15 protein-coding genes are annotated in these 16,082 nt (G+C 50.8%); 4 read left to right on the top strand and 11 right to left on the bottom strand.

Annotated features, from left to right (window positions below; genetic code table 11):
- Positions 1-46 precede the first annotated feature (46 nt).
- Positions 47-1,651, top strand: coding sequence for a stage V sporulation protein B (gene spoVB, locus ACAN56_RS13095; protein WP_379143291.1), 1,605 nt, complete (start codon positions 47-49; stop codon positions 1,649-1,651).
- 7 nt (positions 1,652-1,658) lie between these two features.
- On the opposite strand, the gene ACAN56_RS13090 is transcribed toward spoVB, so the two are convergent.
- Positions 1,659-2,423 (bottom strand): YetF domain-containing protein, encoded by a 765-nt coding sequence (locus ACAN56_RS13090; RefSeq protein WP_038595600.1) that lies wholly within the window; start codon positions 2,421-2,423, stop codon positions 1,659-1,661.
- Between the two features lie 228 nt (positions 2,424-2,651).
- Here ACAN56_RS13090 and ACAN56_RS13085 point away from each other — a divergent pair, with 228 nt between their 5' ends.
- Together ACAN56_RS13085 and ACAN56_RS13080 are read left to right on the top strand one after the other, a co-directional pair.
- Positions 2,652-3,044, top strand: a complete 393-nt coding sequence (locus ACAN56_RS13085; RefSeq protein WP_038595602.1) for a TIGR04086 family membrane protein — start codon at positions 2,652-2,654, stop codon at positions 3,042-3,044.
- A 96-nt stretch (positions 3,045-3,140) separates the two neighbouring features.
- Entirely contained in the window at positions 3,141-3,980 is an 840-nt protein-coding gene (locus ACAN56_RS13080) for a phosphatase PAP2 family protein (RefSeq protein ID WP_379143288.1), read from the top strand.
- A gap of 110 nt (positions 3,981-4,090) precedes the next feature.
- Here the strand turns inward: ACAN56_RS13080 and yajC are convergent, their stop codons facing one another.
- The 8 genes from yajC to ACAN56_RS13040 all read right to left on the bottom strand — a co-directional run bounded on the left by yajC (position 4,091) and on the right by ACAN56_RS13040 (position 11,962).
- The gene (gene yajC / locus ACAN56_RS13075) at positions 4,091-4,408 is read right to left on the bottom strand and encodes a preprotein translocase subunit YajC (RefSeq protein WP_379143285.1); all 318 of its coding nucleotides are present in this window, start codon (positions 4,406-4,408) and stop codon (positions 4,091-4,093) included.
- A 60-nt stretch (positions 4,409-4,468) separates the two neighbouring features.
- Positions 4,469-5,605 carry a tRNA guanosine(34) transglycosylase Tgt gene (gene tgt, locus ACAN56_RS13070; RefSeq protein ID WP_076109167.1) on the bottom strand — a complete coding sequence of 379 codons (1,137 nt, stop codon included), beginning with the start codon at positions 5,603-5,605 and terminating at the stop codon, positions 4,469-4,471.
- A 21-nt stretch (positions 5,606-5,626) separates the two neighbouring features.
- On the bottom strand, positions 5,627-6,655 hold the full coding sequence (gene queA, locus ACAN56_RS13065; RefSeq protein ID WP_038595607.1) for a tRNA preQ1(34) S-adenosylmethionine ribosyltransferase-isomerase QueA: 1,029 nt from the start codon (positions 6,653-6,655) through the stop codon (positions 5,627-5,629).
- Positions 6,656-6,664: 9 nt separating this feature from the next.
- Positions 6,665-8,767, bottom strand: a complete 2,103-nt coding sequence (locus tag ACAN56_RS13060; RefSeq protein ID WP_038595608.1) for a SpoIID/LytB domain-containing protein — start codon at positions 8,765-8,767, stop codon at positions 6,665-6,667.
- 44 nt (positions 8,768-8,811) lie between these two features.
- Positions 8,812-9,819 (bottom strand): Holliday junction branch migration DNA helicase RuvB, encoded by a 1,008-nt coding sequence (gene ruvB / locus ACAN56_RS13055; protein WP_038595609.1) that lies wholly within the window; start codon positions 9,817-9,819, stop codon positions 8,812-8,814.
- A 54-nt stretch (positions 9,820-9,873) separates the two neighbouring features.
- Positions 9,874-10,491, bottom strand: a complete 618-nt coding sequence (gene ruvA / locus ACAN56_RS13050) for a Holliday junction branch migration protein RuvA (protein WP_341095693.1) — start codon at positions 10,489-10,491, stop codon at positions 9,874-9,876.
- On the bottom strand, positions 10,488-10,991 hold the full coding sequence (gene ruvC / locus ACAN56_RS13045) for a crossover junction endodeoxyribonuclease RuvC (RefSeq protein WP_038595613.1): 504 nt from the start codon (positions 10,989-10,991) through the stop codon (positions 10,488-10,490). Before ruvC ends, ruvA begins: the two co-directional genes overlap by 4 nt.
- Before the next feature lie 200 nt (positions 10,992-11,191).
- Complete coding sequence (locus ACAN56_RS13040; RefSeq protein ID WP_052092264.1) at positions 11,192-11,962, bottom strand: BofC C-terminal domain-containing protein; 771 nt, start codon at positions 11,960-11,962, stop codon at positions 11,192-11,194.
- A 204-nt stretch (positions 11,963-12,166) separates the two neighbouring features.
- Here ACAN56_RS13040 and fabV point away from each other — a divergent pair, with 204 nt between their 5' ends.
- Complete coding sequence (gene fabV, locus ACAN56_RS13035) at positions 12,167-13,357, top strand: enoyl-ACP reductase FabV (RefSeq protein ID WP_379143280.1); 1,191 nt, start codon at positions 12,167-12,169, stop codon at positions 13,355-13,357.
- Between the two features lie 81 nt (positions 13,358-13,438).
- Here the strand turns inward: fabV and ACAN56_RS13030 are convergent, their stop codons facing one another.
- The gene (locus ACAN56_RS13030) at positions 13,439-15,322 is read right to left on the bottom strand and encodes an FtsX-like permease family protein (RefSeq protein ID WP_379143278.1); all 1,884 of its coding nucleotides are present in this window, start codon (positions 15,320-15,322) and stop codon (positions 13,439-13,441) included.
- Entirely contained in the window at positions 15,294-16,061 is a 768-nt protein-coding gene (locus ACAN56_RS13025) for an ABC transporter ATP-binding protein (protein WP_038595620.1), read from the bottom strand. The genes ACAN56_RS13030 and ACAN56_RS13025 overlap by 29 nt, the downstream gene beginning before the upstream one ends.
- Positions 16,062-16,082 lie beyond the last annotated feature (21 nt).

The raw sequence follows: 16,082 nt of genomic DNA, 5'->3' as shown, positions 1-16,082 counted from the left end.
CAGGAACGCCAGCGTTTTATTTCAATTCGGGAAGAAGGAGTGCCCTTTGAGTAATCTAAGGAAACAAAGCTTTATCCAAGGAACGCTTATACTGCTTGCTGCAGGCATTATTAACCGGATGCTTGGATTTATTCCGCGTATTGCATTACCTCGTATTGTCGGTGCTGAAGGCGTTGGGCTGTATCAGCTGGGTTATCCCTTTTTCATCGTGCTGATCACTGTAATCACTGGAGGGATTCCGCTGGCCATCGCCAAAATGGTAGCGGAAGCAGAGGGGGAGAACCGTCCTGAAGAGTCACGCCGTATTCTGCATACCGGACTTACCCTCAGTCTGGCGCTCGGCATCTTGTTCACCCTGGTCGCCCTGTTCAGCGCCTCATGGGTATCCAATGTGCTCCTTACGGACAGTCGTGTGTATTATACATTTGTCAGCATGACGCCGATGATCTCTATCGTTGCCGTATCTTCCATATACCGGGGCTACTTTCAGGGCAGGCAGAACATGATTCCTTCCGCACTCTCCTCCGTTCTGGAGTCAGTAATCCGCATTATCTTTATGCTGTGGTTCTCTTGGCTGCTGCTTCCGAAGGGTATTGCCTTTGCTGCAGCAGGTGCAATGCTGGGGGTAACCGTTGGAGAAATCGTCGGCATGCTGGTGCTGCTATGGCAATATTATTACATCCTAAAAAAGGACAAGAAGGATCTTCCTGACCCTGTTACCGCGGAAAATAACATTCCAGATCCGGTTATCCCAGAACCTTCAGCGGGCAAGCAAGCTTCTGTACTGAAACGCCTGCTAGGCATTGCTGTTCCCGTCACGGCCGGAAGGCTCGTCGGCTCTTTTTCCTATCTTCTGGAATCGATTATTACCGCTCGCAGTCTGGCACTTGCCGGAATTGCCACCGCAGCTGCAACCGCGCAGTACGGCTCCTTACAAGGGATGGTTATTCCACTGCTGCTGCTGCCGGGAGTGCTCAGCTCTTCCCTTGCTGTTTCGCTCGTTCCTTCCTTGTCAGAGGCGGCAGCGCGCCATGATTTGGCAACCATTCATAAAAGAATGCATCAGGCCCTGAGGCTCGCTATAGTAACCGGAGCCCCTTTTGCTGCAATTATGTACATCCTTGCCGTACCGCTATGTACGCTGATGTACGGCAATGCGGACACCGCACCGATGCTGCGGATGATGGCGCCTTTTGCACTCTTCCTCTATGTCCAAGCACCGCTGCAGGCTGCCCTTCAAGCTATGGACCGCCCCGGGAGGGCGCTTATTAATACGCTGGTTGGTGCGGTGATCAAAATCCTGCTCATTCTCGTTTTGGCCTCACAGCCCGAATACGGGATTTATGGCGCAATAATCGCAATTATCGTTAACAGCATTTTTGTAACTTTGCTGCACGGCTTCAGTGTGGTTAAGCTGATTAAATTGTCCATTAGAGTTTCCGATCCACTCAAAACCTTGACCGCGGTGATTATCATGGCCGCTGGCATGTCTTACATCTATACCTCAGTGCCCATCGCCGATGCCCAGTGGCTGCAATTTTTGCTCTCCGCCGCCTGCGGGATGGCTCTCTACCTGGGAATCTGCCTGCTTTCAGGCCTGATCTCTGTCCGCGACCTGGACCGTGTGCCGTTCTTCAAACGCCGGCGGTAACCATACTCTATCTGGAACGCTGGCGGTCTACATAAATTTCACCCTTGTGATCAATCGAGCACAGAAAAACATCGCGGAAATCAGATACGCCCTTTTGGCGGATTTGGGTTCTCAGCCAGAATCTTGTTTTCCCAATTAGCTCCAGATTGGTATCCTGCACCTTCCCGTCCATAATGAGCGGAATCGGCAAGCCTTCATACCTGATTTTATGCTTCGGCAGCTTGACGCCGCCGGAACTGTCACCACCACTGTTGCCCTGTTCATTATGCTCAGCATTAGAACTGCTGTTTCCCGATTGGTTGGATGACGACGCACCCTTGTTCTTCTCGATGACGGTAAGCTGGCCGCTGGTTTCCAGAATGGCAAACTCCACATCAGCGGGGCTGTCGATGTTCTGTCCCCGCAGCTGCAGCAGCAAATCATCAAGGTTATATCTTTGCCTGCGCATTTCCCCCCGGTGTATTTTGCCATCTGAGATCAGTACGCTAGGCTTGCCGTCAATCAGCAGCCGCAGCTTTCTGTTCTTAAGGCTGATCTGTGCCACAAGTACCTGAATCAGTACCAAGGTTGCCATGGGCACGATTCCGTCATAGACCGGCCGTTCGATGTCTTCAATGACAAACACAGCAATTTCAGCAATCATGATCGAAATCGTTAAATCGAATACAGACAGCTTGCCAATTTCCCGTTTCCCCATAATCCGCATGCTCAGGAAAATGAAGATATACATCAGCACGGTCAGAAAGATATGGGTAGTAATATGCTGGAACATATTCTCTTCGCTCCCCCTTCCGCTTCTCGCCCGGGCAGTTTGCCTTACGGGCGGATTAATGTACCCCTATTCTGGCCTCCCTGCCAAGGGAACATTCGGAAATGGTCTTAATAATTAATGGTAAATGAGCAGGCCTTGCCATTCTTGTACTATTGGGGCAAGCCTCCCCATACAATGAATAATAGTTAACTTAAGGTGATCGTCAAAAAACATTTAGGAGGTTTTACCATGTACTTCATTCGGCGCCTGTTCTCGTGGAGAATAACGAGTCCTGTATTATCCGGTTTATGCCGATCCTTCCTGTGGATGCTGCTGGGCGCGTTTGTCCTCTCACTTTTGCTGTGGGGCAGCGGTCTGAAGGAACAGGATCTTACAACGTATACCTACATCGTACACGGCATCGCCGCCGCATTCGGCGGACTGACGGCAGGACGCAGGGCAACCAGTAAGGGTTGGTATCAAGGATCCCTTACGGGGGGATTTTACGGAATCATTGTGTTGCTGGTCGGATTTTTGGCGCTTGACAGTGCCCCTGCAGGCATTGATGCTTTGTGGGTTATGGCTGCTGCGGCAATCGGAGCGCTCGGCGGAATGTTTGGAGTTAATTTACAAAAAAACTAAATTATTAGAATCCATAAAATTTGAAACCATTCTCTTAAAAATATGTTACACTGGTTTCATCTGAATTCGTAAGAGCTTGAGGAGGCTTCGATAGCTTTGCTTTACCAATCCATGAACCATGTTGTTTTGTACACTGTTGTAATAGTAATTCTGCTGATCTGGATCAGTACCAGGCGCAACCCTTTAATGGCCTTTGTAGAACTCGGAAAGGAACTGCTGCACTCCTATAAATTTCTGCTGGTTATTATCGGAATGATCAGTGTTCTCCTTCTGAATAAATATGAGCTGCAGATTGAGCAGAACATGCATCTGGCATCTGATTATACTTCTGTATTCTTTGGACTTGAAGGACATTTTGTCCAGACGCTGCAGCAAATATTCTACGCTCCCTGGCTTACACCTATTGTCGTTTTCTTCTATATCTTTATGCTCCAAGCCGTGCTGGCTGCTTCACTCGGAGTCTATCTGCTGGAGAAGAACCGCCTGATGCTGTATGCCACCTGCTACACGGTCATGCTAATTTACACAGTCGCCATTCCGTTCTTTTTATATTTTCCAATCAACGAAGTTTGGTCCTATGCTCCGGCAGGTGTAAGATTCATCATGTTGGATGTCTTTCCAAACTTTGAACAGGAATACCGGCCGCTCTCCGGTCTAAACAACTGTTTCCCTAGTCTGCACACGGCCATCGCTGTAGCTACGGCGCTGCTCGCCTTTCGGTCAGGGAACAACCGCTGGAAGATCATCTCGACGATTTCAGCAGTAGCTATTGTGTTCGGAATCTTCTATCTCGGCATTCATTGGCTGATTGATATGCTGGGCGGCACTCTGCTGGCTGTTGTGTCCACCTCTGTTGCAGTACAGCTGGCCAAGCTGACACTCCGCAGCGAGGAAACATCGCTTCCAGTCCGAGGCCGCGCCACAGATGCCCGTTAATTTTTCAATTCCCTCAGGGTGATGAATACGAGATTTATGTGATAGCATGCCAAAAAGCGGCGTTCTCCGGAAGGAGATACGCCGCTTTTTATGTAGGTTGTAAAGAAATACTATTCCTTACCTTCCGTCTCCAGTGCCACAGCATGGCTGATAGAGCCCCGGTCAAAGGTTAAACGGGTCACATCATTAACGCGCAAAACGACGATGTCGTCGGAAATCTCCATGATCGTCCCGTGAAGGCCACCAATAGTGACTACCTTATCGCCCTTCTTCAGAGCTTTCAACATTCCGTTACGTGCTTTAGTTTTCTTCTGCTGCGGACGAATGAGCAAGAAATAGAACACCACAAACATAAGTACAAACGGGCCTACGAGACCTAGAATGCTGCCGGTACCCCCTTGACTTGCTGCAAATTGAAAATTTAACATATCCTTTCCCCCCTTTCGATATGCATTAAAGCACAATCCAGTTCTTCTGTTACAGGCGTACTAGAAGCCTTTGAGATTATCATACAATCCGTATTGTGCAAAAAACTCATCGCGAAAATCAAGCAGCCGATCCTCTCTGATGGCTTCACGCACTTTACGCATCAAATCCAGCAGGAAGTGTAAGTTATGGTATGTCGTTAACCGCAAGCCAAAAGTTTCGTCGGCTTTGATTAAATGGCGCAAATACGCCCGGGAATAATTCCGGCAGGTATAGCAACTGCATTCCGGATCAAGCGGCCCGAAATCACGTGCATACTGTGCGTTGCGTACAACGAGTCTTCCCTGACTGGTCATTGTCGTTCCATTACGGGCAATGCGGGTAGGCAGAACACAATCGAACATGTCAACTCCGCGGATTGACCCTTCAAGCAGCGCATCCGGTGAACCGACACCCATTAAATAGCGCGGTTTCCCTTGCGGCAACAGCGGAACAGTATAATCCAGCACTTCATACATTAGCTGCTTGGACTCTCCGACGCTGAGCCCCCCAATAGCATACCCCGGGAAATCCATGGAAGTCAAATCAGCCGCGCTCTGGCGGCGCAAATCCTCATGCATGCCTCCCTGTACAATAGCGAACAGCCCCTGATCCTCGGGACGGGCATGACTTTTGAGACATCTTTCTGCCCAGCGGGAGGTACGTTCTAATGACTTTTTGACGTAATCATATTCTGCCGGGAAAGGCGGGCATTCATCAAATGCCATCATGATATCGGAGCCAAGTGCGTTCTGAACCTCCATCGCCACCTCCGGCGAAAGGAATTTCTTGTCTCCATTAAGATGGGAGCGGAAATGTACGCCTTCCTCGGTGATTTTGCGCATATCGCTCAGTGAGAATACCTGGAATCCACCGCTGTCCGTCAGAATCGGCCGGTCCCAGTTCATAAACTTGTGCAGACCGCCGGCCTCACGGATAATGTCATGGCCAGGCCGCAGAAATAAATGGTACGTGTTGCTCAGTATAATATGAGCGTCCATTTCTTTCAGTTCTTCAGGACTCATGGTCTTGACTGTAGCTTGTGTGCCAACAGGCATAAAGGCAGGTGTCTCGATGACACCATGCGGGGTATGGACTCTGCCGAGCCGGGCTCCGGACTGCTTGCAGGTCTTAATGTGTTCATAAGTTATTGCTGCCATTTGTTTAACCCTTCCTCTTGCTTAATAAATAAACATCGCATCACCAAAGCTGAAAAAGCGGTACTGATGCGCTATCGCTTCCTCATAGGCGGCGAGAATCTGTTCACGTCCTGCTAAAGCGCTCACCAGCATAACCAAAGTGGACTTTGGCAGGTGAAAGTTCGTAATCAATGCATTAACAACTGTGAATGCGTAACCGGGATAAATGAAGATATCCGTCCACCCGCTGCATTCTTCAATCTGTCCGCCCTGGAACTTATTGCCCACGGTCTCCAGAGTCCGGCAGGAGGTTGTGCCAACAGCGATAATACGGCCGCCTCTTGCTCTCGCATCATTCAGAAGCTCTGCAGTTTGCCGTGACAGCTCGAAATACTCGGCATGCATGACATGCTCTTCAACCTTCTCCACTGACATCGGTCGGAATGTGCCAAGTCCAACGTGAAGTGTAATGTAAGCAATATTCACACCTTTGGCGGCAATACGCTCCAGCAGTTCCTTTGTAAAATGCAGTCCTGCCGTCGGTGCCGCTGCTGAGCCTTCATGCCGGGCATACACCGTCTGATACCGTTCCCGGTCATCGAGTGTTTCCTTAATATAGGGTGGAAGGGGCATCGTCCCCAGTCTGTCCAGAATCTCCTGAAAGATTCCTTCATACATGAAGCGCAATGTCCGGCCGCCCATATCGGCCTCGTCTTCGATCACCGCACGGAGTTCATCGCTGAAAATAATGACCGCGCCGGTCTTCAGCTTCTTGCCCGGCTTCACCAGCGCTTCCCACCGGTCCTCTCCCAGATTCTTCAGGAGCAGCACTTCCGCCTTGGCTCCGGTGTCTTCCTTAATCCCAAACAGTCTGGCAGGAATAACGCGCGTATCATTCAGAACAAGCGTATCCCCCGGCTGAAACTGCTCCAGTATATCGGTAAAATGCCGATGAGCAAGCTCTCCGTTCTCCTTGTTTACCAACAGCAGCCTTGAGGCGCTACGGTCAGAAAGTGGAGTCTGGGCAATCAGCTCCTCCGGCAAATGAAAATCATAATCGTCTACATTCATGGTCAGTCTTCATTCCTTAACTATAGTAACGTTATTAAAATAGTGTTGCAATATTTGCTTGTAATCATACCCGTTATCGGCCATACCCTTCACGCCCCACTGCGACATGCCGAGCCCATGGCCATTGCCCCAGCCGATAAAATAAAATCCCGGGTTAGTTGTAACCACTCTTGCCGAAGAATCAGCTCCCATTACAACCGTTCCGCTGCTCTGGACAGTAACCTTGCCGGATGCAGAAAGCACACCCGCAGACTGTGTTCCGCCAATGGTTGCAGTAGAGCCGTCAGCGCCTAATACAGTATAACTGCCGGAAGGTACAATATCAAACAAAGTACTGGGCAGTCCATTAAAGGCGGAGCGGAAAAGATCCGGGTACTTAACCTGCAGAATATTACCGTTGGCTTTGACCTGAGTGACTCTTCCTGAAGGCCCGCGCTGGGTAACCTGCAGGCTGGTAATGGATGACGGCAGTGTACTGCTTGTCTTGCCGGCTAAGCTTTTGAGCAGCTCCGCCGAGGTGTACGGTCCTTTAATCCAGCTATAGCTCCCGGATTCATAGACTTGATCCAATACGACGGCATTTTCACCGGGATTCAGTTTGCCTACCGGACTTGCACTGCTGTCGATAACAGGCAGCGGCCGAATGTTCACATTACTGGTCGAAGCTGTCGCAAGGGGAAGTCCTGCCGCCGTCTTACTGCCGGTCAGTTTCATATTATCTTCACGGGCATAGCCGGAGGCACCGCTGGACAGCAGCACATAATACCACTTCTTAAATGAGGCAGCGGCCGAAGCATCCTCAGCGCTGAGCACACTGACAAAAGCAGCTCCGCCATTGCCCCAGACCTCTGACGGATCCGCAGTGCGGCCGCCGCTGTTGGAGGAGAAGACAGTTTCGACAATCTTCCCGCCGCTCTTCAGCACTTCACCGGCTGTGGCATCCACCGCCTTGATAATTGTAGGTGCTTCGGCCCCGATACCGTTATATACCTGGCTTAGTGTCGTATCGACCACATCGGCCACATCAAAACGTTTGCCCTGAAACAGCGCATAGCTGCGCGCGGCGACTGCCTGGGCTTTAAGCGCTTCTTCATTCCAGCTCGAGGAGACTTCTCCGCCGACTACCGCATACAGGTATTGCTCCAGCGGTACTTCATTAATGACAGCCAATGAGCCGTTTAAACCACTTAGCTCCAAGCTGCCGCGATACGTACGTTTGGATCTCTCCTCCAGTTGAATCCCCGATTCATTGCCTGCAGCAATAAACTTGGCATTGGCTCCGGACACACTGTAATGAAACGCTTGTCCCTCCTTGCTGAGGTCCAATCCTGCGTCACTGCGGATAATTAACCCGGGTGCCGAAGCAGGAGACAAGACGAGCTGGGGAAGTGCAGCCGCAACTTCGGTCTGCAGGGCGGAAAGCTCACTTTCGCCAGCAGCTTCGCCGACCCATACCTGCGTCTTGGCACTGCCGTCCGCTCCAGCCACCATTACCTTCCAGGCATCGAAATTGGCTGCCGTCAGTGCCTGGAGAGCAGCATCTGCTTCCTGAGTGGAAGCGAACTCTCCGGCAGACAAGTGTTTATTGCCCTTCACGGCTGACGTTTGGCCCGCCGGGATGGACAGTCCCGCTTTCCCTACGCGGGTAAGGCCTTCTTTGGCAGCATTTTCACTGGCGTACGGACCTGTGTACAGCTGGTATGCATTAACCCCATTCCGTGAGGTTACCAGCAACTGCGGCTTATCGGATGTAGACTGCAGCTTCTTGGCGGCATCGGCAGCTGCCTGCCAGGTGGCAGCTTCCATAACCTTAACCTTGTAGCTATCCAGACTTACGCGTATTTTGCTGTTGGCCGGAACCGGCAGCAATGAGGCTGCCCCACTCTGGCCGGAGAGAAAATTGAAGTCCTTAGCAGACTGCAGCGTCACGTATGGTACGGTTAATTTATATTTGCTGCCGATATCAGCATATATCGCAACCCGGATGTTTGCACTGGATTCAGCATGGATATCACCTGCAGGAACCAGGAAGCTGCCCGCAATCAGTGTTGCCGCCAGCAATCCCCGGCCCAGCAGTCCCATTCCTGTCAGTTTGCGCCTCGCATGATTCATCGTGAAGCCTCCTAAAAGTATGTTGTGGGTCTAGCATTTCAACTTTAATGCTGCTCCGGAGGAAGCGGAAGACCCAGGTGATGATAAGCCGCCGGGGTTACCACTCGTCCCCGGGGAGTGCGCTGCAGGAAACCGATCTGCAGCAGATAAGGTTCATACACATCTTCAATAGTCTGGCTCTCTTCGCCTATCGTGGCGGCAATCGTATCCAGCCCGACAGGACCGCCGCGAAAGGCGGTGATCATCGAGTGCAGCATCTTATGGTCTATGCTGTCCAGCCCGCGCGGATCGACCTGCAGCATCTTCAGCGATTCACCCGCAATATCGGGGGTGATGATTCCGTCACCGCGTACCTGGGCGAAATCGCGGACCCGCTTCAGCAAGCGGTTAGCAATCCGCGGTGTTCCCCGGGCACGCAGGGCAATCTCTTCAGCGGCATCGCCCAGGATTTCAATGCCAAGCAGCTCGGCATTGCGGGAGACGATGAAGCTCAGCTCATCAATCGTATAATATTCCAAACGGCTGACTACCCCGAAGCGGTCACGCAGCGGCGCCGACAGCAGCCCGGCCCGCGTGGTGGCTCCGATCAGTGTAAAGGGCGGCAGATCCAGCCGCACCGAACGGGCGCTAGGCCCTTTGCCGATCATGATATCGAGCGCGAAATCCTCCATCGCCGGATACATGACTTCTTCCACAGTCCGGTGCAGGCGATGAATTTCGTCAATAAACAGCACGTCGCCTTCCTGCAGGTTGGTCAACAACGCTGCCAGATCCCCTGGCCGCTCAATGGCCGGCCCGGACGTCGTCCGCAGATTCACACCAAGCTCGTTGGCGATAATGTTCGCGAGCGTGGTTTTGCCAAGACCCGGAGGCCCGTACAACAACACATGATCCAGTGCCTCACTGCGCATTTTGGCTGCTTCAATATATATTTTCAGGTTCTCTTTCACCTGTGTCTGTCCGATATATTCGCCCAGATAACGGGGACGCAGACTTAATTCCACCGCCTGCTCGTCCATCATCAGATTCGCCGATATAATCCGGTCATCCATCTATTTCCTCACTCCGTTCTTCAAGGCTGTCCCTTTAGGCAGCTGCGTTATGGCTTATTTGGCGATATACAGCAGCCCCAGCGCCTTCTTCATCAGCACATCGACAGTCCCTGTATCTGTGCCTTCTTTCTTCATCGTCAGCCATACCCGGTCAAGCTCTGCTTCGGTATAACCGAGCGCTTTCAGACCGTCTCTGGCTTCCTGCCACGGCAGGGCGGCATTCTGCTCTTCCATCGGCACCGCAAATAACCCGGTCTGCATGGAGGCGGCGCTCAAACCGTCCAGTTTGTCCCGCAGATCCAGAATCATCCGCTGCGCCGTCTTCTTGCCAATACCCGGCAGCTTGGTCAGGAAGGTGATATTCTCCTGATAAATCGCTGAGATCAGTTGGTCCGGCGTGCCGCCGGTCAGAATCCCCAGCGCCACACGCGGTCCGATACCTGATACCTCAATCAGCTTGCGGAACAGCTTCTGTTCTTCCCTTGTCGGGAATCCGAACAACAGTGTGGCATCCTCCCGTGTCTGATAATGGATGTAAATGGTCACGGGTCCTTCCGACTTGGCGAACGCATAAGGATTCGGGCAGAACACCCGGTACCCTACACCCTGGACATCCAGCACCACATACTCCGACTCCAAATGTACTACCGGTCCTCTTAAGTAATCTATCATTTTCGCAATACCTCATTTAATTTGGAATTAAGACTCACCGAATGGGCGTGGCAAACAGCCACCGCCAGCGCATCGGCCACATCGTCGGGCTTAGGAACAGCGGACAGCTTAAGCAACAGCTTCACCATTTCCTGTACCTGCTTCTTCTCAGCCTTGCCATAACCGACCACAGCCTGCTTCACCATCATCGGTGTGTATTCGGCGACGGGAAGCCCGCGCTGCACGGCAGCCAGAATCAGCACACCCCGTGCCTGGGCCACCGGAAGCGCAGTTGTCACATTGCGGGCGAAGAACAGCTTTTCCACTGCCACTGCGTCCGGCTTATATTTATCTATCAGCTGCACCATGCCCTCATAGACATGCAGCAGCCGTTCTTCCTCAGGCGTATGCGCCTCGGTCTGAATACTGCCATATTGAACCGGCGTCAATTTATTTCCTTCCTTATCTACGAAGCCAAAGCCGACGATCGCCAGCCCCGGGTCTATTCCTAAGATGCGCAAGCCCAATCTCTCCTTCTAACAGGCAGGATATTCCACCGTATTCATCCATTGCCCGCTCTTAAAGCGAACATATGTATTCCTTCTACCCATTATAGCAAAAATCCCTCTAGCAGAGAAAAAAATTTGCCTCATTTGTAACCCTCATGCCAAAAAGCCCCCGATCATAAGATCAGGGGCCTTCCAGTACTATTCTCTGCTGCTTATTCCGACTGCATTGCCTGCTCCGCCGAATCACGTGCATAATCGCTGAATGTCGACAGCACGCTGTTGTATTCCTCAATGTCCTGCACCCGGATTCCTTCATGCAGCTGTTTCATGATCCCTTCCGGGAGCGAAGACTTCATGGAGCCTATGTCCATCTGAAAAAAGGTCTTCAGCACTTTTTCCGCTGCCGGCGGACCTTTGAACAGGCTTAAATTCCCGTGTGCGTCTACACCGATATAAGCATCCTTTTTGGTCAGCGGCGAAAGATCATTGACTCGATGCTCCAGCCACAAGTCGCCTTCCTGGCTAATCCAGCCGTTCCAGCCCGGATGTTTCTCTATCAGCACTTTAAGCTGGCCCGGATTCCGCTCTCCTGAAAGGGTCTGTACTTCTACGCCCGTAACATAGACCGTCTTCAAATGTACCGTTCTGCTGACAGCGTCTTGGCTAACCGCTTCCAGCAGTTGTTTGCTCTCTACAGCAGCACTGCCGTCTTCTTCGCTGTTTCCGATATTATTAGAAACGGCTGCCACCGCGGCCACGCTGTCACCCTGCCCTCCGGTCTGCTCCGGGCTGTATGTTTCACTTAATGACTCCACCGGTATCGCCCAGTCTGAATTGCTTAACAATCCGCTGATCTCCTCCGGAACCTGCATGCCGCGCCAGGCCACTACCGTCAAAGCGATACAAGCCGCTCCCACCCAGGGAGCCTTTTTCCAACGTCTCCACCGCCGCCACAGTTGTTCTTTCAAACGAAAAGCATTCATGTTAATCCCTTCATTCTGCTTTTTCCCTATTGTGACCTGTGAAGGAAGCAATTATGCGCTTAAGAGGAAAAATTGATCTTCAACGCTTCCCGCTGTCCTGCAGCAAAATAATTTAATTTCAAAACTTATCTTTCTAAGCTATCATTTGCTATACTCTATATTAGCGAAAATTAAGTTAAAAACTAAACAAAGGGGATTTCCTTGATGATTATTCAGCCCAAAACCCGCGGCTTTATTTGCACCACTGCCCATCCCGAAGGATGCGCCAAGCAAGTGGAGCAGCAAATTGACTATGTAAAAGCACAGAAGAAACTGAATGGTCCGGCTAATGTTCTCGTGATCGGCGCTTCTACCGGATACGGTCTGGCTTCGCGGATTACCGCCGCTTTTGGTGCAGGCGCGAATACGATTGGCGTATTTTTTGACAAGCCTGCTGAAGGTGCCCGCACCGCCTCTGCCGGCTGGTATAACTCCGCAGCACTTGAGCAGCAGGCGGCGAAGCTTGGCCTCAAATCACACAGCATCGTCGGCGATGCTTTCTCTGATGCGATTAAAGCAAAAACGATCGAGCTCATTAAAGCCGAATACGGCACAGTGGATCTCGTGATCTACAGTGTAGCTTCCCCCCGCCGCACTCATCCGGTAACGGGAGAAACCTTCTCTTCTGTGATCAAACCCGTCGGCAGCGCGTATACGAACAAAACGATGAACTTCCACTCCGGTGAAGTCTCTACCGTCACCATTGAGCCAGCGACAGACGATGAGGTCCGCCAGACCATAGCCGTAATGGGCGGTGAAGACTGGGGCATGTGGATCGATCAGCTTCAGGAAGCAGGCGTTCTTGCAGATGGAGCTACTACCGTTGCCTATTCATATATCGGGCCGGAAGTTACCCACCCGATCTATAAGGACGGAACGATCGGCCAAGCCAAAAATGATCTCGAAAAAACAGCAGTTTCTTTAAATGACCAGCTTAAGCCACAAGGCGGTCGTGCCTTTGTCTCCGTCAACAAAGCTCTGGTTACTCAGTCAAGCTCAGCTATTCCTGTGGTACCGCTCTATATTTCAGCACTATACAGAGTGATGAAGGAAAAAGAGCTGCATGAGAACTGCATCCAGCAGATGTACCGTTTGTTCGCCGAGCATTTGTACAACGGCGGCGGGGCTGCTGCTGATGGCAGCCACCTGATCCGGATCGACAATTGGGAAATGCGTGAGGATATTCAGACTGAAGTGATGCGCCGCTGGACCGAGCTGGAAACGGATAATGTCCCTGAACTTGCCGACCTTGCCGGATATCAGGAAGACTTTTTCAATCTGTTCGGCTTCCGCACAGAAGGTGTGGATTACGAAGCTGACAGTGAGCCTGCAGTGGATATTCCCAACCTGGTATAAGTGTATTCAGCGTTTATAAATAGCAAAGAAGCCGTTCCCTTACAGGAGCGGCTTCTTTGCGTGCATTTACAGGCATAAGCATTATCCGGCCAGTGCCGATTTAATCTGTCTGGTGTAGAACAGACGGACAACACAAAAGTAAACGAGCTGAATGATAAAGAACAGGCTGAGCACAAGAACCGATTCTTTAAACATTGAATAATTGAACATGTGGGATAGGGTGGTAAGTGCCACCGCTCCATGCACCAGTGCGACAACGATAGGAGCGAAGAACAGCAGACTGATTTGGCGGTTCAATATCTTGCCCAGCTCTCTTTCGCTTAGTCCAAGCTTGGAAATGGCTTTGAACTTTTGTTTATCTTCATCCAGGTCACTGTATAGCCGGAAATAAAGAAAGCTGCCGGCAGAGACAAAAAACACAATTCCGATAAAGAAACCGATGAACATCAGTGGCCCAAAGCTTTCATTAATCCGGTTTGTCTGAAATTCAAGTGCATAAAATTCGTAATTTTCGTCATATGGAAGTTTGTTGGTCAGCTTTCCGCCCGCAGCCACCGCTCCCTGCTGCTTAATCGGCCCGTGCCAGGCATAATAATGACTTTCTTGATCCGGCGGGGCGAGTTTTGCAAACAGTTCATCAGGGACAATGTAATAGCCGCTCAAACCCCGTATCGCCGGAGATACAACCGCCTGGGTTGCTTCGATGACTATCCCGGACTGTAGCTTTACAGGCTGGTGGAGCATCTTTTCACCTTTCCGTGACAACCCAAAATCAACGATGACCGCCTTCCCGTCAGAAAGCTTTATAGGTTTGATTCCAAGCAGCTCCGCAAGATGGTTATACTCGGCTTGCTTCACTAGGGTAAGCGTTTGATTGCCTTCGGCAGTATTATAATAATTAAGCTCAAGTAAAGTCTTTTCAGCGGTAACCTTGGATTCGCTTAAGCTCTGATCAATCAGTTGTACATGGGCTTGTTCCTTACTGTCGCTATCAGCGGCCAGGTATGTGAACAGATAAGGATTTTCCTTCGTCATTGCCCCATTAAGCATGGATTGAAATCCGTACAATGCGCCTATGGCACTAAAGGAAACTGTAGAGATGATGGCGACCAGAAAAAAGGAGCGTGCATTGTCCTTCATCCGGTAGGAGAGATCGGAGAACAGCAGCATATTGGTCTTAAACCAGAAAAAACGCTCCTTTCCCTTCAGCTTCCGGATCAGATATACACTGAGCTGTGTGAACAGCAGATACGTACCAATAGTCACCATAATTACTACAGGCGGAAGCAAGAACACAACATCCAAGCCGCTTGCCCGTAAAGCAAGGAAATAGCTGGTCCCTAGCAATGCCACCACAAGCAGTGACAGCAGCAGTGAAGCCTTCGGCTCCCGCTTGGGCTGACGATCCGCCTTGATGAGAGTGATCAGCTTGCCGCTCCGCAGCACCACTGAAATAAACAGGGAGATCAGGATGAACAGCAGCAGGAATGAAGCCAGCGTGAGGAAGATCGCCTTGAACGGAAAATAGAATTGCAGCTGCTCATTGAGCGCAAGCGCCTGCTCTCCGGCAAGCAAAATCCCCTTCGCAAACACAATTCCCAGACCGATACCACTAATAGTTGCTCCGAACCCGATAATCATATTCTCCAGAAAAATCATCGTCCGCAGCTGGCGGGTAGTCATACCCTGCATCATCATTAATCCGAATTCCCTTTTCCGCGATTGCAGAAATGCGCTCATCGAGTAAAGCACGAAAAAAAAGGAAAACACATAGATAATCCATTTCGACACCGAAAGGGCAACCACCGCACTCGACTGCATACGATCTTCACTAAGCATCGGATGAAACGCAAAGATGGAAAAGGTGAAAAACACCATTACGGTAAACATACTGCTCAAGAAATACGCGGTGTAGAGCCGTTTATTCCGGCTGACGTTACGGAATGCGAATTGACGGAACGTCATTTCCATATCCCCCCAGCAGCGAAAGTGTATCAATGATTTTCTGGAAAAAGCTTTGGCGGTTGTCCCCACGGTGGATCTCCGTATAAAATCTGCCATCTTTAATGAACACTACCCGATGGCAATAGCTGGCCGCCACAGCGTCATGGGTAACAAGCATCATGGTCGTTTTCTGTTCCCTGTTGATGGTTTCCAGCATATCCATGACATCCTTTGCCGCTTTGGAATCCAGATTACCGGTGGGTTCATCCGCCAGCAGCAGCTTGGGTGAATGAATCATAGCTCTGGCGATTGCCGTCCGCTGGGCCTGCCCCCCGGAGATTTCATAGGTACGTTTTTTCATGATGGCGGTAATCCCCAGCTTATCGGCAATCGCTTGTGCCTTTTGCTTCATTTCGCTGATCTGGGTTCCATCCAGTGTCAGCGGCAGCACAATATTCTCCTCCACGGTCAGGGTATTCAGCAGATTGAAGTCCTGAAAAACAAAACCTAGCTGCCGGCGGCGAAATACCGCCAAATCGTTTTTGCTCAGCTTTCCTATATCCTTGTTGTCGATGATAATTTCCCCTGTGGTTGGGCCGTCGACTGTAGCAATCATATTAAGAAGAGTTGTTTTACCGCTTCCGGAAGGACCCATAATCCCGACGAATTCTCCAGCGTCGATAGTTAAATCAATGTCGGTCAAAGCCCGGTAGGCCACATTTCCTTCATATATTTTACTAACCTGTCTTACCTCCAGCATAATGCTTCTATCTCCTCTCCT

The sequence above is a fragment of the Paenibacillus paludis genome (genome assembly GCF_042610515.1).
Classification (GTDB): domain Bacteria; phylum Bacillota; class Bacilli; order Paenibacillales; family Paenibacillaceae; genus Paenibacillus_AQ.
The sequence above is the reverse complement of the archived record's forward strand: the minus strand, read 5'-3'. Positions and strand labels throughout refer to the sequence as shown.